Source organism: Streptococcus sp. 1032 (genome assembly GCF_013277015.1).
GTDB lineage: Bacteria > Bacillota > Bacilli > Lactobacillales > Streptococcaceae > Streptococcus.
This window is the reverse complement of the sequence record NZ_VMMD01000014.1, coordinates 1-18205: the sequence shown is the minus strand read 5'-3', so window position 1 is coordinate 18205 and position 18205 is coordinate 1. Positions and strand designations below refer to the sequence as shown.

Annotated in this window: 18 protein-coding genes and 1 tRNA gene; 16 read left to right on the top strand and 3 right to left on the bottom strand. The window is 35.4% G+C overall.

Translation table 11 applies throughout. The features are described from left to right. Nucleotides 1-6: 6 nt before the first annotated feature. From comC to rlmH, 3 genes are all read right to left on the bottom strand, one after another. Nucleotides 7-132: a competence-stimulating peptide ComC gene (gene comC / locus HT711_RS04270; protein ID WP_112445417.1), complete on the bottom strand. Its 126-nt coding sequence runs from the start codon at nt 130-132 to the stop codon at nt 7-9. Between the two features lie 165 nt (nt 133-297). Further along, nucleotides 298-371, bottom strand: a tRNA-Arg gene (locus HT711_RS04265). Nucleotides 372-414: 43 nt separating this feature from the next. After that, nucleotides 415-894 carry a 23S rRNA (pseudouridine(1915)-N(3))-methyltransferase RlmH gene (gene rlmH, locus HT711_RS04260; protein ID WP_112445415.1) on the bottom strand — a complete coding sequence of 160 codons (480 nt, stop codon included), beginning with the start codon at nt 892-894 and terminating at the stop codon, nt 415-417. Nucleotides 895-1077: 183 nt separating this feature from the next. On the opposite strand from rlmH, the gene HT711_RS04255 reads away from it, so the two are divergent. The 16 genes from HT711_RS04255 (at nt 1078) to HT711_RS04185 (ending at nt 18022) form a co-directional block, all read left to right on the top strand. Then, nucleotides 1078-2259: a S1C family serine protease gene (locus tag HT711_RS04255; protein WP_112445413.1), complete on the top strand. Its 1182-nt coding sequence runs from the start codon at nt 1078-1080 to the stop codon at nt 2257-2259. 57 nt (nt 2260-2316) lie between these two features. After that, nucleotides 2317-3075, top strand: a complete 759-nt coding sequence (locus HT711_RS04250; protein WP_112445411.1) for a ParB/RepB/Spo0J family partition protein — start codon at nt 2317-2319, stop codon at nt 3073-3075. Nucleotides 3076-3287: 212 nt separating this feature from the next. After that, nucleotides 3288-4649, top strand: coding sequence for a chromosomal replication initiator protein DnaA (gene dnaA / locus HT711_RS04245; RefSeq protein WP_112445409.1), 1362 nt, complete (start codon nt 3288-3290; stop codon nt 4647-4649). A 158-nt stretch (nt 4650-4807) separates the two neighbouring features. Then, nucleotides 4808-5944, top strand: coding sequence for a DNA polymerase III subunit beta (gene dnaN, locus HT711_RS04240; protein ID WP_112445407.1), 1137 nt, complete (start codon nt 4808-4810; stop codon nt 5942-5944). 64 nt (nt 5945-6008) lie between these two features. After that, a complete protein-coding gene (locus tag HT711_RS04235) occupies nt 6009-6203 on the top strand; it encodes a DUF951 family protein (RefSeq protein ID WP_000285186.1) in 195 nt (64 codons plus the stop codon). A gap of 84 nt (nt 6204-6287) precedes the next feature. Continuing rightward, nucleotides 6288-7403 (top strand): redox-regulated ATPase YchF, encoded by a 1116-nt coding sequence (gene ychF / locus HT711_RS04230; protein WP_112445405.1) that lies wholly within the window; start codon nt 6288-6290, stop codon nt 7401-7403. A gap of 71 nt (nt 7404-7474) precedes the next feature. Beyond that, nucleotides 7475-8044 (top strand): aminoacyl-tRNA hydrolase, encoded by a 570-nt coding sequence (pth, locus tag HT711_RS04225; RefSeq protein ID WP_173234350.1) that lies wholly within the window; start codon nt 7475-7477, stop codon nt 8042-8044. Continuing rightward, complete coding sequence (mfd, locus tag HT711_RS04220) at nt 8045-11554, top strand: transcription-repair coupling factor (protein ID WP_112445401.1); 3510 nt, start codon at nt 8045-8047, stop codon at nt 11552-11554. It begins immediately after the preceding gene. Nucleotides 11555-11611: 57 nt separating this feature from the next. Then, on the top strand, nt 11612-11878 hold the full coding sequence (locus tag HT711_RS04215; protein ID WP_001234978.1) for an RNA-binding S4 domain-containing protein: 267 nt from the start codon (nt 11612-11614) through the stop codon (nt 11876-11878). Further along, nucleotides 11871-12239: a septum formation initiator family protein gene (locus tag HT711_RS04210; protein WP_173234354.1), complete on the top strand. Its 369-nt coding sequence runs from the start codon at nt 11871-11873 to the stop codon at nt 12237-12239. Before HT711_RS04215 ends, HT711_RS04210 begins: the two co-directional genes overlap by 8 nt. Before the next feature lie 4 nt (nt 12240-12243). Then, nucleotides 12244-12366: an SP_0009 family protein gene (locus tag HT711_RS11410; RefSeq protein ID WP_049521558.1), complete on the top strand. Its 123-nt coding sequence runs from the start codon at nt 12244-12246 to the stop codon at nt 12364-12366. Beyond that, nucleotides 12359-13627 (top strand): serine hydrolase, encoded by a 1269-nt coding sequence (locus tag HT711_RS04205; protein WP_173234355.1) that lies wholly within the window; start codon nt 12359-12361, stop codon nt 13625-13627. The genes HT711_RS11410 and HT711_RS04205 overlap by 8 nt, the downstream gene beginning before the upstream one ends. Next, nucleotides 13624-14901 carry a tRNA lysidine(34) synthetase TilS gene (gene tilS, locus HT711_RS04200; RefSeq protein WP_173234356.1) on the top strand — a complete coding sequence of 426 codons (1278 nt, stop codon included), beginning with the start codon at nt 13624-13626 and terminating at the stop codon, nt 14899-14901. Before HT711_RS04205 ends, tilS begins: the two co-directional genes overlap by 4 nt. A 4-nt stretch (nt 14902-14905) precedes the next feature. Next, nucleotides 14906-15448, top strand: coding sequence for a hypoxanthine phosphoribosyltransferase (gene hpt, locus HT711_RS04195; protein WP_000892172.1), 543 nt, complete (start codon nt 14906-14908; stop codon nt 15446-15448). A 15-nt stretch (nt 15449-15463) separates the two neighbouring features. Beyond that, entirely contained in the window at nt 15464-17422 is a 1959-nt protein-coding gene (gene ftsH / locus HT711_RS04190; RefSeq protein WP_112445394.1) for an ATP-dependent zinc metalloprotease FtsH, read from the top strand. A 120-nt stretch (nt 17423-17542) separates the two neighbouring features. After that, nucleotides 17543-18022: a sigma-70 family RNA polymerase sigma factor gene (locus HT711_RS04185; RefSeq protein ID WP_112445392.1), complete on the top strand. Its 480-nt coding sequence runs from the start codon at nt 17543-17545 to the stop codon at nt 18020-18022. Nucleotides 18023-18205 lie beyond the last annotated feature (183 nt).

The window sequence follows — 18205 nt, the reverse complement described above, 5'->3', positions numbered from 1 at the left end:
ATTTTATTACTTTTTTCGTAGGAAAAGAAAATCAAGGATGATTCTTGAAACCCTACTTTCCCCACCTCGAATCTCCTGCAAGTCTTTTTCCTTCAAGGCTACAAACTGTTCCAATTTAACTGTGTTTTTCATAATAAAATCTCCTAAAATGTTTTTTTCTTGTAAGCTAACTTACAAAAACCATTATACAAAATGGAATTTCATTTTAGATAAAATTCTCTCAACTGTCATTTTTTTCTCCCCAAGTGTACTTTTTTAAGAAAAAAGCCGGGAAAATTCCCAGCTTTGCTACTATATTGATCCCAGCAGGATTCGAACCTGCGACCGTTCGCTTAGAAGGCGAATGCTCTATCCAGCTGAGCTATGAGACCTAACACAATTATTCTACCAAAAATTCAATTAAAAGTCAATTCTCTATTTATGATAGGGTGATCCCTGCTGAATCGTAAAAGCGCGATAGATTTGTTCAACAAGAACTAGTCTCATTAACTGATGGGGCAAGGTTAAACGGCCAAAGCTGACAGAAAGATTGGCTCTCTTTTTTACAGCTGATGATAATCCTAAACTCCCTCCAATGATAAAGGTAAGAGTAGAAAATCCTTTTATAGAAGCTTCTTCTAAATTCTTACTAAATTCTTCCGAGGAGAAAGTTTTCCCTTCAATGGCTAACACAATAACAAAATCACGGTCACCAACTTTTGATAAAATTCTCTGACCTTCTATTTCTAAAATCTTTTGATTTTCTGATTCACTGGCCCTATCTGGTGTTTTTTCATCTGCTAACTCAATCATTTCAAGTTTAGCAAATCGAGAAATTCGTTTTGAATACTCTGCAATACCATCTTTTAAATACTTTTCTTTCAGTTTCCCAACTGTTACAACTTTAATTTTCATGACTCTATTCTAACATATTCTCTATTTTTTCACATCTTATTCACAAAATAAAAAATAGATTTCAATTGAGAAAATCACAGTTTTAAAAGAGTTATCCACAGTTTGTGTAAAACTTTTTGTGTTTAAGTTATAATTAAGCTAGTCAGTTTATACTTTCAGTAATTCAAAAATATGGAGGCAAATATGAAACATTTAAAAACATTTTACAAAAAAGGGTTTCAATTATTAGTCGTTATCGTCATTAGCTTTTTTAGTGGAGCCTTGGGTAGTTTTTCAATAGCTCAACTAACTCAAAAAAGTGGTGTAAGTAGCTCGAACAACAATAGCACTATCACACAGACTGCCTATAAAAACGAAAATTCAACAACGCAGGCTGTTAATAAAGTAAAAGATGCCGTTGTATCCGTTATTACTTATTCAGCAAATAGACAAAATAGCGTATTTGGCAATGATGAGACTGATACAGATTCTCAACAAATCTCTAGTGAAGGATCTGGAGTTATTTATAAAAAGAATGATAAAGAAGCTTACATCGTCACCAACAATCACGTTATAAATGGCGCTAGCAAAGTAGATATTCGATTGTCAGATGGGACTAAAGTACCTGGAGAAATTGTCGGAGCGGACACTTTCTCTGATATTGCTGTCGTCAAAATCTCTTCAGAAAAAGTGACAACAGTAGCTGAGTTTGGTGATTCTAGCAAGTTAACCGTAGGAGAAACTGCTATTGCCATTGGTAGCCCGTTAGGTTCTGAATATGCAAATACTGTCACTCAAGGTATCGTATCTAGTCTTAATCGAAATGTATCTTTAAAATCTGAAGATGGACAAGCCATTTCTACAAAAGCCATCCAAACTGATACTGCTATTAACCCAGGTAACTCTGGTGGCCCACTGATCAATATTCAAGGACAGGTTATCGGAATTACCTCAAGTAAAATTGCCACAAATGGAGGAACATCTGTAGAGGGCCTTGGTTTTGCAATTCCTGCAAATGATGCTATCAATATTATTGAACAGTTAGAAAAGAACGGAAAAGTGACACGCCCAGCTTTGGGAATCCAGATGGTTAATTTATCTAATATAAGTACAAGCGACATCAGAAGACTCAATATTCCAAGTAATGTTACATCTGGTGTAGTTGTTCGTTCTGTACAAAGTAATATGCCTGCCAATGGTCACCTTGAAAAATACGATGTGATTACAAAAGTAGATGACAAAGAGATTGCTTCATCAACAGACTTACAAAGTGCTCTTTACAATCATTCTATCGGAGACACCATTAAGATCACTTACTATCGTAACGGTAAAGAAGAAACTACATCTATTAAACTTGACAAGAGTTCAGGTGATTTAGAATCTTAATTGACATCTATGTAAAGAAAGCTTTACATAAGAGAAAAGATATGTTAGTGTAGAATCATGGAAAAATTTGAAATGATTTCTATCACGGATATACAAAAAAATCCCTATCAACCTCGAAAAGAATTTGATGGAGAAAAACTAGATGAACTAGCACAGTCTATCAAAGAAAATGGACTCATTCAACCGATTATTGTTCGTCAATCTCCTGTGATTGGTTATGAAATCCTTGCAGGAGAGAGACGCTATCGGGCTTCACTTTTAGCTGGTCTAAGGTCTATCCCAGCTGTTATTAAACAGCTTTCAGACCAAGAGATGATGATCCAGTCCATTATTGAAAATTTGCAGAGAGAAAATTTAAATCCTATAGAAGAAGCACGCGCCTATGAATCTCTCGTAGAGAAAGGATTTACCCATGCTGAAATTGCAGATAAAATGGGCAAGTCTCGTCCATATATCAGCAACTCCATTCGTTTGCTTTACTTGCCAGAACAGATTCTCTCAGAAGTAGAAAATGGCAAACTATCACAAGCACATGCTCGTTCGCTAGTTGGGTTGAATAAGGAACAACAAGACTATTTCTTTCAACGGATTATAGAAGAAGATATTTCTGTAAGGAAGTTAGAAGCTCTTCTGACAGAGAAAAAACAAAAGAGACAGCAAAAAACGAATCATTTCATACAGAATGAAGAAGAACAGTTAAGAAAACTACTCGGATTAGATGTAGAAATCAAACTTTCTAAAAAAGATAGTGGAAAAATCATTATTGCTTTTTCAAATCAAGAAGAATACAGTAGAATTATCAACAGCCTGAAATAAGGCTGTTCTTTTATTTTTTTATCTCACAAGGTTATCCACTATATTTTTCAATAAAAAGCTTAATAAATCAATAGTTTCTAACTTTATCCCCAACCTGTGGATAAAACTTGATAACATTGTGGATTATTTTTCACAGCTTGTGGAAAATTCTTACTATCTATGGTAAAATAGGTCTAGTATTAAACTTTTAAATAGTAAAGGAGGAGAAAGGATTGAAAGAAAAACAATTTTGGAATCGTATCTTAGAATTTGCTCAAGAAAGACTGACTCGATCCATGTATGATTTCTATGCTATTCAAGCTGAACTCGTCAAGGTAGAAGAAAATGTTGCCACTATATTTTTACCACGATCTGAAATGGAAATGGTCTGGGAAAAACAACTAAAAGATATTATTGTAGTAGCTGGATTTGAAATTTATGATGCTGAAATAACTCCCCACTATATTTTCACCAAACCTCAAGATACGGCTATCTCACAAGTTGAAGAATCTACAAATTCAACTCTTTATGACTATAGTCCAAAGTTAGCATCTATTCCGTATTCGGATACTGGGTTAAAAGAAAAGTATACCTTTGATAATTTTATTCAAGGGGATGGAAATGTTTGGGCAGTATCAGCCGCTTTGGCTGTCTCTGAAGATTTGGCTCTGACCTATAACCCTCTTTTTATCTATGGAGGACCTGGGCTTGGTAAGACTCACCTGTTAAACGCTATTGGAAATGAAATTCTAAAAAATATTCCAAATGCGCGTGTCAAATACATACCTGCTGAAAGCTTTATTAATGACTTTCTTGATCACTTAAGGCTTGGGGAAATGGAAAAATTTAAAAAAACCTATCGTAGTCTTGATCTTTTGTTAATCGATGATATCCAGTCACTCAGCGGAAAAAAAGTCGCAACTCAGGAAGAATTTTTCAATACCTTTAACGCCCTTCATGACAAGCAAAAACAGATTGTCCTAACCAGTGATCGTAGTCCAAAACATCTAGAAGGACTCGAGGAGAGGCTTGTCACGCGCTTTAGTTGGGGGTTGACACAAACTATCACACCCCCTGACTTTGAAACACGCATTGCCATTTTACAAAGTAAAACGGAACATTTAGGCTACAATTTCCAAAGTGATACTCTAGAATACCTAGCTGGGCAATTTGATTCAAATGTTCGAGATCTTGAGGGAGCTATCAACGACATCACTTTAATTGCCAGAGTAAAAAACATCAAGGATATCACTATTGATATTGCTGCAGAAGCTATTAGAGCTCGAAAACAAGATGTTAGCCAAATGCTCGTCATCCCAATTGACAAAATCCAAAATGAAGTTGGTAACTTCTATGGAGTTAGTGTCAAAGAAATGAAGGGAAGCAGACGCCTTCAAAACATTGTGTTAGCCCGTCAAGTAGCCATGTATTTATCTAGAGAACTAACAGATAATAGTCTTCCAAAAATTGGGAAGGAATTTGGTGGAAAAGATCATACAACAGTTATTCATGCCCATGCTAAAATTAAATCTTTGATTGATGAAGACGATAATTTACGCTTAGAAATTGAATCAATCAAAAAGAAAATCAAATAAGTTGTGGATAACTTTTACTTTATTATCTTTTTTATCCACATTTTTTAAACAAGCCAAAAAACTTGATATGACTTGTTTAAAGTCTGTTTTCCACAGATTTCACAGACTCTATTATTACTATTATCCTTCTAATACTAAAAATAAATAAAGGAGAATCCATGATTCATTTTTCAATTAATAAAAATTTATTTCTACAAGCATTAAATACTACTAAGAGAGCTATTAGTTCTAAAAATGCCATTCCTATTTTATCAACCGTAAAAATTGACGTGACCAATGAAGGTGTTACTTTAATTGGTTCAAATGGTCAGATTTCAATTGAAAATTTTATTTCTCAAAAAAATGAAGATGCTGGTTTGTTAATTACTTCTTTAGGTTCGATTCTTCTTGAAGCTTCTTTCTTTATCAATGTAGTATCTAGTCTACCTGATGTGACTCTTGATTTTAAAGAAATTGAACAAAATCAAATTGTTTTAACCAGTGGAAAATCAGAAATTACCCTAAAAGGAAAAGATAGCGAACAGTACCCACGAATCCAAGAAATTTCAGTAAGCACTCCTTTGGTTCTTGAAACAAAATTACTCAAGAAAATTATCAATGAAACAGCTTTTGCTGCAAGTACACAAGAGAGTCGTCCAATTTTGACAGGTGTTCATTTTGTATTGAGTCAACACAAAGAGTTAAAAACAGTTGCAACAGACTCTCATCGTCTAAGCCAGAAAAAATTAACGCTTGAGAAAAATAGTGATGATTTTGATGTTGTCATTCCTAGCCGTTCTCTACGCGAATTTTCAGCGGTATTTACAGATGATATTGAAACTGTAGAGATTTTCTTTGCCAATAACCAAATTCTCTTTAGAAGCGAAAATATTAGCTTCTATACTCGTCTCCTAGAAGGAAACTATCCTGATACAGATCGCTTGATTCCAACAGACTTTAACACTACTATTACTTTTGATGTGCTAAACTTACGCCAGTCAATGGAACGTGCTCGTCTTTTATCAAGTGCGACTCAAAATGGTACTGTGAAACTTGAAATTAAAGATGGGGTTGTTAGCGCCCATGTTCATTCTCCAGAAGTTGGTAAAGTAAACGAAGAAATCGATACTGATCAGGTTACTGGTGAAGATTTGACTATTAGTTTCAACCCAACTTACTTGATTGATTCACTCAAGGCTTTAAATAGCGAAAAGGTGACCATTAGCTTTATCTCAGCTGTTCGTCCATTTACTCTTGTGCCAGCAGACACTGATGAGGACTTCATGCAGCTCATCACCCCAGTTCGTACAAATTAAGTGAAAGAGGTTGAGCCTAGCTCGCCTCTTTTATGATATAATCGAAAAAGAAAAGGAGAGTAGTATGTATCAAGTTGGAAATTTTGTTGAGATGAAAAAACCACATGCTTGTACTATCAAGTCAACTGGTAAAAAAGCAAATCGTTGGGAAATTACACGTGTAGGGGCAGATATCAAAATCAAATGCAGTAATTGTGACCATGTTGTCATGATGGGGCGCTATGATTTTGATCGAAAAATGAATAAAATTATTGACTGAGAACCCTTAGTTAGAGGGTTAGCAAGTTTTCCCTTTTTGTGTTATAATATTAGGGATTGAAATGAAAACGGAGAATGAGAAAATATGGCTTTAACAGCAGGTATCGTTGGTTTGCCAAACGTTGGTAAATCAACACTATTTAATGCAATTACAAAAGCAGGAGCAGAGGCAGCTAACTACCCATTTGCAACGATTGACCCAAACGTTGGAATGGTAGAAGTTCCAGATGAACGTCTACAAAAATTGACTGAAATGATTACTCCTAAAAAGACAGTGCCAACAACATTTGAATTTACAGATATTGCAGGGATTGTAAAAGGAGCTTCAAAAGGAGAAGGATTAGGGAATAAATTCTTGGCCAATATCCGTGAAGTAGATGCCATTGTTCATGTAGTTCGTGCTTTTGATGATGAAAATGTCATGCGCGAGCAAGGACGTGAAGATGCCTTTGTGGATCCACTTGCAGATATTGATACCATTAACCTGGAATTGATTCTTGCTGACTTAGAATCAGTCAATAAACGCTATGCGCGTGTAGAAAAGATGGCACGTACGCAAAAAGATAAAGAATCTGTAGCAGAATTTAATGTTCTTCAAAAGATTAAACCAGTCCTTGAAGATGGAAAATCAGCTCGTACAATCGAATTTACAGATGAAGAACAAAAAGTTGTCAAAGGTCTCTTCCTGTTGACAACTAAACCAGTGCTCTATGTTGCCAATGTGGATGAGGATGTGGTTTCAGAACCTGACTCTATCGACTATGTTAAACAAATTCGTGAATTCGCAGCGACAGAAAATGCTGAAGTAGTCGTTATTTCTGCGCGTTCTGAGGAAGAAATTTCTGAGTTAGACGATGAAGATAAAAAAGAGTTTCTTGAAGCCATTGGTTTGACAGAATCAGGTGTAGATAAGTTGACGCGTGCAGCTTACCACTTGCTTGGATTGGGAACTTACTTCACAGCTGGTGAAAAAGAAGTTCGCGCTTGGACTTTCAAACGTGGTATGAAGGCTCCTCAAGCAGCTGGGATTATCCACTCAGACTTTGAAAAAGGATTTATTCGTGCAGTAACCATGTCATATGAGGATTTAGTGAAATACGGATCTGAAAAGGCCGTAAAAGAAGCTGGACGCTTGCGTGAAGAAGGAAAAGAATATATCGTTCAAGATGGCGATATCATGGAATTCCGCTTTAATGTCTAAAAAATTAATAAATGGTGTCAATTAGGTTGGAAAAAAATTCCAACCCTTTTGGCTTTTGAAAGGAAAAATAAATGACCAAATTACTTGTAGGCTTGGGAAATCCAGGGGATAAATATTTTGAAACAAAACACAATGTTGGTTTTATGTTTATTGATCAACTAGCGAAGAAACAGAATGTCACTTTTACACACGATAAGATATTTCAAGCTGACCTAGCATCCTTTTTCCTAAATGGAGAAAAAATTTATCTGATTAAACCAACGACCTTTATGAATGAAAGTGGAAAAGCAGTTCATGCTTTATTGACTTACTATGGTTTGGATATTGAAGATTTACTCATCATTTACGATGATCTTGACATGGAAGTTGGAAAGATTCGTTTAAGAGCAAAGGGATCCGCAGGTGGTCACAATGGCATTAAGTCTATTATTCAACATATAGGAACTCAGGTCTTTAATCGTGTTAAGATAGGAATTGGAAGACCTAAAAATGGTATGTCAGTTGTTCACCATGTTTTGAGTACCTTTGACAAGGATGAGTATATTGGTATTTTACAGTCTATTGACAAGGTTGACGATTCTGTAAACTACTATTTACAAGAGAAAAATTTTGAGAAAACAATGCAGAGGTATAATGGATAAATGGTGACCCTATTAGATTTATTCTCAGAAAATGATCAGATTAAAAAATGGCATCAAAATTTAACAGATAAGAAAAGACAACTAATACTAGGTTTATCAACGTCTACTAAGGTTCTTGCAATTGCAAGCAGTTTAGAAAAAGAAGATAAGATTGTGTTGTTGACGTCAACTTATGGAGAAGCAGAAGGACTTGTTAGTGATCTTCTATCTATCTTGGGTGAGGAACTTGTCTATCCATTTTTGGTAGATGATACTCCTATGGTGGAGTTTTTGATGTCTTCACAAGAAAAAATCATTTCACGGGTTGAAGCCTTGCGTTTTTTGACTGATTCCTCTAAGAGAGGGATTTTAGTTTGTAATATCGCAGCAAGTCGATTGATTTTACCGTCTCCCAATGTATTCAAAGATAGTGTTGTAAAAATCTCAGTTGGTGAAGAATATGACCAAAACACACTTATCTATCAGTTAAAAGAAATCGGCTATCGAAAAGTTACACAAGTACAAACTCAGGGAGAGTTTAGTATACGAGGAGATATTTTAGATATTTTTGAAATATCCCAGTTAGAACCTTGCCGAATTGAGTTTTTTGGTGATGAAATTGATGGTATCAGGTCATTTGAAGTCGAAACACAATTATCGAAAGAAAATCAGACAGAATTCACCATCTTTCCAGCTAGTGATATGCTTTTGAGAGAAAAGGATTATCAACGAGGTCAGTCAGCTTTAGAAAAACAAATTTCAAAAACGTTATCACCTATTTTAAAATCATACTTAGAAGAAATTCTTTCAAGTTTTCACCAAAAACAAATGCATTCTGATTCACGGAAATTTTTATCTTTATGCTATGATAAGACATGGACTGTATTTGATTATATTGAAAAAAACATACCAATATTCTTTGATGATTATCAAAAATTGATGAATCAGTATGAAGTCTTTGAAAGAGAATTAGCGCAGTACTTTACAGAAGAATTACAGAATAGTAAAGCATTTTCTGAGATACAGTATTTTGCAGATACAGAGCAAATTTATAAAAAACAGAGTCCGGTTACCTTTTTCTCTAATCTACAAAAGGGGTTAGGAAATCTCAAGTTTGACAAAAATTATCAATTTAATCAATATCCTATGCAGGAGTTTTTCAATCAGTTTTCTTTTCTAAAAGAAGAAATTGAACGATACAAAAAAATGAATTATACTATTATCCTGCAGTCTAGCAATTCAATGGGAAGTAAAACATTGGAGGATGTTTTAGAGGAATACCAGATTAAATTGGATTCTAGAGATAAGTCAAGTGTTTGTAAAGAATCTGTAAACTTAATCGAGGGTAATCTCAGACATGGTTTTCATTTTGTAGATGAAAAGGTTTTATTGATAACTGAACATGAGATTTTTCAAAAGAAATTGAAACGTCGTTTTCGAAGACAACATGTTTCAAACGCAGAGAGATTAAAAGATTACAATGAACTTGAAAAAGGAGATTACGTTGTTCACCATATCCATGGAATTGGTCAATATCTAGGGATTGAAACCATTGAAATTAAGGGGATTCACCGTGATTATGTCAGTGTTCAATACCAAAACGGGGATCAAATCTCTATCCCAGTGGAACAGATTCATCTACTTTCCAAATACGTTTCAAGTGACGGTAAAGCACCTAAACTCAATAAATTAAATGACGGTCATTTTAAAAAGGCCAAGCAAAAAGTTAAGAACCAGGTAGAGGATATAGCTGATGATTTAATCAAACTCTATTCTGAACGCAGTCAGTTGAAGGGCTTTGCTTTTTCAGCCGATGATGAAGAGCAAGATGCTTTTGATGATGCCTTTCCTTATGTTGAAACGGATGATCAACTTCGTAGTGTTGAGGAAATCAAGAGAGATATGCAGGCTTCTCAGCCAATGGATCGACTTTTAGTTGGGGATGTTGGTTTTGGAAAGACTGAAGTTGCAATGCGTGCAGCCTTTAAGGCTGTCAATGATCACAAACAGGTTGTCGTTCTAGTTCCGACGACGGTTTTAGCGCAACAGCACTATACCAATTTTAAGGAACGATTCCAAAATTTTGCAGTTAATATTGATGTATTGAGTCGTTTTAGAAGTAAAAAAGAGCAGACCGAAACACTTGAAAAATTGAAAAACGGTCAAGTTGATATTTTGATTGGAACCCATCGTGTTTTGTCAAAAGATGTTGTGTTTGCTGATTTAGGCTTGATGATTATTGATGAGGAACAGCGATTTGGTGTCAAGCATAAGGAAACCTTGAAAGAACTGAAGAAACAAGTGGATGTCCTAACCTTGACAGCAACGCCAATTCCTCGTACCCTTCACATGTCTATGCTGGGAATCAGAGATTTGTCTGTTATTGAAACTCCGCCGACTAATCGTTATCCAGTGCAAACCTATGTTTTAGAAAAGAATGATAGTGTCATTCGTGATGCTGTCTTACGTGAAATGGAGCGTGGAGGTCAAGTTTACTATCTTTACAATAAAGTTGACACGATTGACCAGAAGGTTTCAGAATTACAGGAGTTGATTCCAGAGGCTTCGATTGGTTATGTTCATGGTCGCATGAGTGAAATCCAGTTGGAAAATACTCTACTAGACTTTATTGAGGGACAATACGATATCTTGGTGACGACTACCATTATTGAGACAGGGGTGGACATTCCAAATGCTAATACTTTATTTATTGAAAATGCGGACCATATGGGTTTGTCAACCTTGTATCAGTTAAGAGGAAGAGTCGGTCGTAGTAATCGTATTGCTTATGCCTATCTCATGTATCGTCCAGAAAAATCAATTAGTGAAGTTTCCGAGAAGAGATTAGAAGCGATTAAAGGATTTACAGAATTGGGATCCGGATTTAAGATTGCTATGCGAGATCTTTCGATTCGTGGAGCAGGAAATCTCCTAGGAAAATCCCAGTCTGGTTTCATTGATTCTGTTGGTTTTGAATTGTATTCGCAGTTATTAGAGGAAGCTATTGCTAAACGAAACGGTAATGCTAACGCTAACACAAGAACCAAAGGGAATGCTGAGTTGATTTTGCAAATTGATGCCTATCTTCCTGATACTTATATTTCTGATCAACGACATAAGATTGAAATTTACAAGAAAATTCGTCAAATTGACAACCGTGTCAATTATGAAGAGTTACAAGAGGAGTTGATAGACCGTTTTGGAGAATACCCAGATGTAGTAGCATATCTTTTAGAGATTGGTTTAGTCAAGTCATATTTGGACAAGGTCTTTGTTCAACGTGTGGAAAGAAAAGATAATAAAATTACAGTTCAATTTGAAAAAGTCACTCAACGACTGTTTTTAGCTCAAGATTATTTTAAAGCTTTATCCGCAACGAACTTAAAAGCAGGCATCGCTGAGAATAAGGGATTAATGGAGCTTGTATTTGATGTCCAAAATAAGAAAGATTATGAAATTTTAGAAGGTCTGCTGATTTTTGGAGAAAGTTTATTAGAGATAAAAGAGTCTAAGAAAGAAAATTCCATTTGATATTTTTCTTCTATAAAATAGATAAAAATGGTACAATAATAAGTTGAGGTAATAAGGATGAGATTAGACAAATATTTAAAAGTATCGCGAATTATCAAGCGTCGTACAGTCGCAAAAGAAGTAGCAGATAAAGGCAGAATCAAGGTGAATGGAATCTTGGCCAAAAGTTCAACGGATTTGAAAGTTAATGACCAAGTTGAAATTCGCTTTGGCAATAAGTTGCTACTTGTCAAAGTACTAGAGATGAAAGATAGTACAAAAAAAGAAGATGCAGCAGGCATGTATGAAATTATCAGTGAAACACGGGTAGAAGAAAATGTCTAAAAATATTGTACAATTGAATAATTCTTTTATCCAAAATGAATATCAACGTCGTCGCTACCTGATGAAAGAACGACAAAAACGGAATCGTTTTATGGGGTGGGTATTGATTTTGATTACGCTATTATTTATCTTGCCAACTTTTAATTTAGCGCAGAGTTATCAGCAATTACTCCAAAGACGTCAGCAATTAGCAGACTTGCAAACTCAGTATCAAACTTTGAGTGATGAAAAGGATAAGGAGACAGCATTTGCTACCAAGTTGAAAGATGAGGATTATGCTGCCAAATATACACGAGCGAAGTACTATTATTCTAAGTCGAGGGAAATAGTTTATACGATTCCTGACTTGCTTCAAAGGTGATAAAATGGAAAATTTACTAGATGTAATTGAGCAATTTTTGAGTCGATCAGATGAAAAGCTGGAAGAGTTGGCTGATAAAAATCAATTATTGCGTTTACAAGAAGAAAAGGAAAGGAAGAATGCGTAAGTTCTTAATTATTTTGTTGCTACCGAGTTTTTTGACTATTTCAAAAGTCGTTAGCACAGAAAAAGAAGTCGTCTATACTTCGAAAGAAATTTATTACCTTTCACAATCTGACTTTGGTATTTATTTTAGAGAAAAATTAAGTTCTCCCATGGTTTATGGAGAGGTTCCTGTTTATGCGAATGAAGATTTAGTAGTGGAATCTGGGAAATTGACTCCCAAAACAAGTTTCCAAATAACCGAGTGGCGTTTAAATAAACAAGGGATTCCGGTATTTAAGTTATCCAACCATCAATTTATAGCTGCAGACAAACGATTTTTATATGATCAGTCAGAGGTAACTCCAACAATAAAAAAAGTATGGTTAGAATCTGATTTTAAACTGTACAATAGTCCTTATGACTTAAAAGAAGTGAAATCATCCTTATCAGCTTATTCGCAAGTATCGATTGACAAGACCATGTTTGTAGAAGGAAGAGAATTTCTACATATTGATCAGGTTGGATGGGTAGCTAAAGAATCAACTTCTGAAGAAGATAATCGGATGAGTAAAGTCCAAGAAATGTTATCGGAAAAATATCAGAAGGATTCATTCTCTATTTATGTTAAGCAACTGACTACTGGAAAAGAGGCTGGTATCAATCAAGATGAAAAGATGTATGCAGCTAGTGTTTTGAAACTCCCTTATCTCTATTATGCGCAAGAAAAAATAAATGAGGGTCTTTATCAGTTAGATACGACTGTAAAATATGTATCTGCAATCAATGATTTTCCAGGTTCTTATAAACCAGAAGGAAGTGGTAGTCTTCCTAAAAAAGAGGATAATAAAGAGTATTCTCTCAAGGACTTAATCACAAAAGTATCTAAAGAATCTGATAATGTAGCTCATAACATATTGGGATATTACATTTCAAACCAATCTGATGCCACATTTAAATCCAAGATGTCTGCCATTATGGGAGATGATTGGGATCCAAAAGAAAAATTGATTTCTTCTAAAATGGCTGGAAAAGTCATGGAAGCTATTTATAATCAAAATGGATTTGTATTGGAGTCTTTGACTAAAACAGATTTTGATAATCAGCGAATTGCCAAAGATGTTTCTGTGAAGGTAGCTCATAAAATTGGGGATGCGGACGAATTTAAGCATGATACGGGTGTCGCCTATGCAGATTCTCCATTTGTGCTTTCTATTTTTACTAAAGATTCTGATTACGATACGATTTCCAAGATAGCCAAGGATGTTTATGAGGTTCTAAAATGAGGGAACAGGATTTTTTAAATCATTTTCTCAAGAAGGGATATTTCAAAAAGCATACTAAGGTGGTGCTAGCTCTTTCTGGTGGATTAGATTCTATGTTTCTATTTAAGGTATTATCTACTTATCAAAAAGAGTTAGAAATTGAATTGATTCTAGCCCATGTGAATCATAAGCAGAGAATTGAATCAGATTGGGAAGAAAAGGAATTAAGGAAGTTGGCTGCTGAAGCAGAGCTTCCTATTTATATCAGCAATTTTTCAGGAGAATTTTCAGAAGCACATGCACGACATTTTCGTTATGATTTTTTTCAAGAGGTCATGAAAAAGACAGGTGCGACAGCTTTAGTCACTGCCCACCATGCTGATGATCAGGTGGAAACGATTTTGATGCGTTTGATTCGAGGGACTCGCTTGCGCTATCTATCAGGAATTAAGGAGAAGCAAGTAGTCGGAGAGATAGAAATCATTCGCCCCTTCTTGCATTTTCAGAAAAAAGACTTTCCACCAATTTTTCACTTTGAAGATACATCAAATAAGGAAAATCATTATTTTCGCAACCGTATTCGAAACTCTTATTTACCAGATTTAGAAAAAGAAAATCCTCGATTTAGAGATGCAATCTTAAGTATCGGCAATGAAATTTTAGATTATGACTTAGCTATAACTGAATTATCTAACAATATTGATGTGGAAAATTTAGAGCAGCTATTGTCTTACTCTGAGTCGACACAAAGAGTTTTACTTCAAACTTATCTGAATCGTTTTCCAGATTTGAATCTTACAAAAGCTCAGTTTGAAGAAGTTAGGCAAATTTTAAAAACTAAAAGCCAGTATCGTCATCTGCTTAAAAATGGCTATGAATTGATAAAAGAGTATCAACAGTTTCAGATTTGTAAAATCAGTCCGCAGGCTGATGAAAAGGAAGATGAACTTGTGTTACACTATCAAAATCAGGTAACTTATCAGGGATATTTATTTTCCTTTGGACTTCCTTTAGAAGGTGAATCAATTCAACAAATATCTGTTTCACGGGAAACATCCATACACATTCGTCATCGAAAAACAGGAGATGTTTTGATTCAAAATGGGCATAGAAAAAAACTCAGACGTCTATTTATTGATTTGAAAATCCCTATGGAAAAGCGAAAATCTGCTCTGATTATTGAGCAATTTGGTGAAATTGTCTCAATTTTGGGAATTGCGACTAGTGATTTGAGTAAAAACACGAAAAATGATATAATGAACACTGTACTTTATATAGAAAAAATAGATAGGTAAAAAAATGTTAGAAAACGATATTAAAAAAATCCTCGTTTCACACGATGAAATTACAGAAGCTGCTAAAAAATTAGGTGCTCAATTAACTAAGGACTATGCAGGAAAAAATCCAATCTTGGTTGGGATTTTAAAAGGATCTATTCCTTTTATGGCTGAATTGGTCAAACATATTGATACACATATTGAAATGGACTTCATGATGGTTTCTAGCTACCATGGTGGAACAGCAAGTAGTGGTGTCATCAATATCAAGCAAGATGTAACTCAAGATATTAAAGGAAGACATGTTCTATTTGTAGAGGATATCATTGATACAGGTCAAACTTTGAAGAATTTGCGAGATATGTTTATTGCAAGAGATGCAGCTTCTGTTAACATTGCAACCTTGTTGGATAAACCAGAGGGACGTGTTGTAGAAATTGAGGCAGACTATACCTGCTTTACTATCCCAAATGAGTTTGTAGTAGGTTATGGTTTAGACTACAAAGAAAATTATCGTAACCTTCCTTATGTTGGAGTATTGAAAGAAGAAGTGTATTCAAATTAGAAAGAACAATTTTTAATGAAAAAACAAAATAATGGTTTAATTAAAAATCCATTTCTATGGTTATTACTTATTTTTTTCCTAGTTACAGCTTACCAGTATTTTAGTACAGGTAGTGTTGCAGGGAAAAGTGAGCAAATTAATTATACAGAATTGGTAAAAGAAATTACCGATGACAATGTAAAAGAATTAACCTACCAACCAAATGGCAGTGTTATCGAAGTTTCGGGTGTCTATAAAAATCCTAAAACAAGTAAAGAAGAAACAGGCATTCAGTTCTTTTCTCCATCTGTTACAACAGTAGAGAAATTTTCAAGTATTATTCTTCCCTCTGATACCACAGTATCAGAATTGCAAAAACTTGCTTCGGACCATAAAGCAGAAGTAACTATTAAGCATGAAAGTTCAAGTGGTATGTGGATTAATCTACTCGTATCCATTGTGCCATTTGGAATTCTATTCTTCTTCCTATTCTCTATGATGGGAAATATGGGGGGAGGCAATGGTCGTAACCCAATGAGTTTTGGACGTAGTAAGGCTAAAGCTGCAAATAAAGAGGATATTAAAGTAAGATTTTCAGATGTTGCTGGAGCTGAGGAAGAAAAGCAAGAACTAGTTGAAGTTGTTGAATTCTTAAAAGATCCAAAACGATTTACAAAACTTGGAGCCCGTATTCCAGCAGGTGTTCTTTTGGAGGGGCCTCCGGGAACAGGTAAGACCTTGCTTGCTAAGGCAGTCGCTGGAGAAGCAGGCGTTCCATTCTTTAGTATCTCAGGTTCTGACTTTGTAGAAATGTTTGTCGGAGTTGGAGCTAGTCGTGTTCGTTCTCTTTTTGAAGATGCCAAAAAAGCAGCGCCAGCTATTATCTTTATCGATGAAATTGATGCTGTTGGTCGTCAACGTGGTGTCGGCCTCGGTGGAGGAAATGATGAACGTGAACAAACCTTGAACCAACTTTTGATTGAGATGGATGGTTTTGAGGGAAATGAAGGGATTATCGTCATCGCTGCGACAAACCGTTCAGATGTACTTGATCCTGCCCTTTTGCGTCCAGGACGTTTTGATAGAAAAGTATTGGTTGGTCGTCCTGATGTTAAGGGGCGCGAAGCAATCTTGAAAGTTCATGCTAAGAACAAGCCTTTAGCAGAAGATGTAGATTTGAAATTAGTTGCTCAACAAACTCCAGGCTTTGTTGGTGCTGATTTGGAAAACGTTCTAAATGAGGCAGCCTTAGTTGCTGCCCGTCGCAACAAGTCAGTTATTGATGCTTCAGATATTGATGAAGCAGAAGATAGAGTGATTGCTGGTCCTTCTAAGAAAGATAAGACAGTTTCACAAAAAGAACGTGAATTGGTTGCCTATCATGAGGCAGGACATACCATTGTTGGTCTAGTCTTATCGAATGCCCGAGTTGTCCATAAGGTTACAATTGTACCACGTGGTCGTGCAGGTGGTTATATGATTGCACTTCCTAAGGAAGACCAAATGCTTCTATCTAAAGAAGATATGAAAGAGCAATTGGCTGGCTTAATGGGTGGACGTGTAGCTGAAGAAATTATCTTTAATGTCCAAACTACAGGAGCTTCAAACGACTTTGAACAAGCGACACAAATGGCGCGTGCAATGGTTACAGAGTACGGTATGAGTGAAAAACTTGGTCCAGTTCAATATGAAGGAAATCATGCCATGTTTGGTGCACAAAGCCCTCAAAAATCAATTTCAGAACAAACAGCTTATGAAATTGACGAAGAGGTTCGTTCATTATTGAATGAGGCACGAAATAAAGCCGCTGAAATTATTCAGTCAAATCGTGAAACTCACAAGTTGATTGCAGAAGCATTATTGAAATACGAAACATTGGATAGTACACAAATTAAATCTCTCTATGAAACAGGAAAGATGCCTGAAACAGTAGAAGAGGAATCTCATGCATTATCTTATGATGAAGTAAAATCAAAAATGAATGACGAAAAATAACCCAAAGAGAGGCTGAGCCTCTCTTTTTTGTGCAGTTTAGACGGTGTAGGGAACAGAATGGGGAGAAATAACCAAATTAGCTTTTTGTTTTGTTAAACTGTATTTAGAAAGGGGAAAAGAATGATTAAAGAATTGTATGAAGAAGTCCAAGGAATTGTATACAAGTGTAGAAATGAATATTACCTTCATTTATGGGAGTTATCGGACTGGGATCAAGAGGGAATGATATGTCTACATGAATTGATTAGTAGAGAAGAAGAGCTGGCAGAAGATATTCCTCGTTTACGTAAATATTTCAAAACAAAATTCCGGAATCGAATTTTAGATTATCTCCGTAAGCAAGAAAGTCACAAACGGAGATATGATAAAGAGCTTTATGAAGAAGTGGGTGAGATAAGTCATCGTATAAGTGAGGGCGGTCTCTGGCTAGATGATTATTATCTCTTTCATGAAACACTAAGGGATTATAGAAACAAACAAACTAAAGATCAACAAGAAGAACTAGAACGCATCTTAAGAAATGAACGATTCCGAGGTCGTCAAAGAGTATTAAGAGACTTACGTATTGTGTTTAAAGAGTTTGACATCCGTACCCATTAGGAATTCATGAAAAAACGGTAAATTCCCAAACTAAGTTCCACTGCTAATCCAAGTGGAAGTTAGTGTGAGACGTTGGAATGGGGTTGAAGATTAGTTTTTAGAACTTATGTTGGAGTAATGTAGACGACTGACAGACGTCTTCTGCAGGTATTTTAGAAATGCCGAGAAGCTTAGGAATTTCTT

Coding starts and splice junctions, on each gene's coding strand:
- HT711_RS04215 (WP_001234978.1), top strand. CDS start 11,612: ATGAGATTAGACAAATATTTAAAAGTATCGCGAATTATCAAGCGTCGT.
- HT711_RS04235 (WP_000285186.1), top strand. CDS start 6,009: ATGTATCAAGTTGGAAATTTTGTTGAGATGAAAAAACCACATGCTTGT.
- tilS (WP_173234356.1), top strand. CDS start 13,624: ATGAGGGAACAGGATTTTTTAAATCATTTTCTCAAGAAGGGATATTTC.
- HT711_RS04250 (WP_112445411.1), top strand. CDS start 2,317: ATGGAAAAATTTGAAATGATTTCTATCACGGATATACAAAAAAATCCC.
- pth (WP_173234350.1), top strand. CDS start 7,475: ATGACCAAATTACTTGTAGGCTTGGGAAATCCAGGGGATAAATATTTT.
- rlmH (WP_112445415.1), bottom strand. CDS start 894: ATGAAAATTAAAGTTGTAACAGTTGGGAAACTGAAAGAAAAGTATTTA.
- HT711_RS04255 (WP_112445413.1), top strand. CDS start 1,078: ATGAAACATTTAAAAACATTTTACAAAAAAGGGTTTCAATTATTAGTC.
- HT711_RS04205 (WP_173234355.1), top strand. CDS start 12,359: ATGCGTAAGTTCTTAATTATTTTGTTGCTACCGAGTTTTTTGACTATT.
- mfd (WP_112445401.1), top strand. CDS start 8,045: ATGGTGACCCTATTAGATTTATTCTCAGAAAATGATCAGATTAAAAAA.
- dnaN (WP_112445407.1), top strand. CDS start 4,808: ATGATTCATTTTTCAATTAATAAAAATTTATTTCTACAAGCATTAAAT.
- ychF (WP_112445405.1), top strand. CDS start 6,288: ATGGCTTTAACAGCAGGTATCGTTGGTTTGCCAAACGTTGGTAAATCA.
- HT711_RS04185 (WP_112445392.1), top strand. CDS start 17,543: ATGATTAAAGAATTGTATGAAGAAGTCCAAGGAATTGTATACAAGTGT.
- HT711_RS11410 (WP_049521558.1), top strand. CDS start 12,244: ATGGAAAATTTACTAGATGTAATTGAGCAATTTTTGAGTCGATCAGAT.
- HT711_RS04210 (WP_173234354.1), top strand. CDS start 11,871: ATGTCTAAAAATATTGTACAATTGAATAATTCTTTTATCCAAAATGAA.
- hpt (WP_000892172.1), top strand. CDS start 14,906: ATGTTAGAAAACGATATTAAAAAAATCCTCGTTTCACACGATGAAATT.
- ftsH (WP_112445394.1), top strand. CDS start 15,464: ATGAAAAAACAAAATAATGGTTTAATTAAAAATCCATTTCTATGGTTA.
- comC (WP_112445417.1), bottom strand. CDS start 132: ATGAAAAACACAGTTAAATTGGAACAGTTTGTAGCCTTGAAGGAAAAA.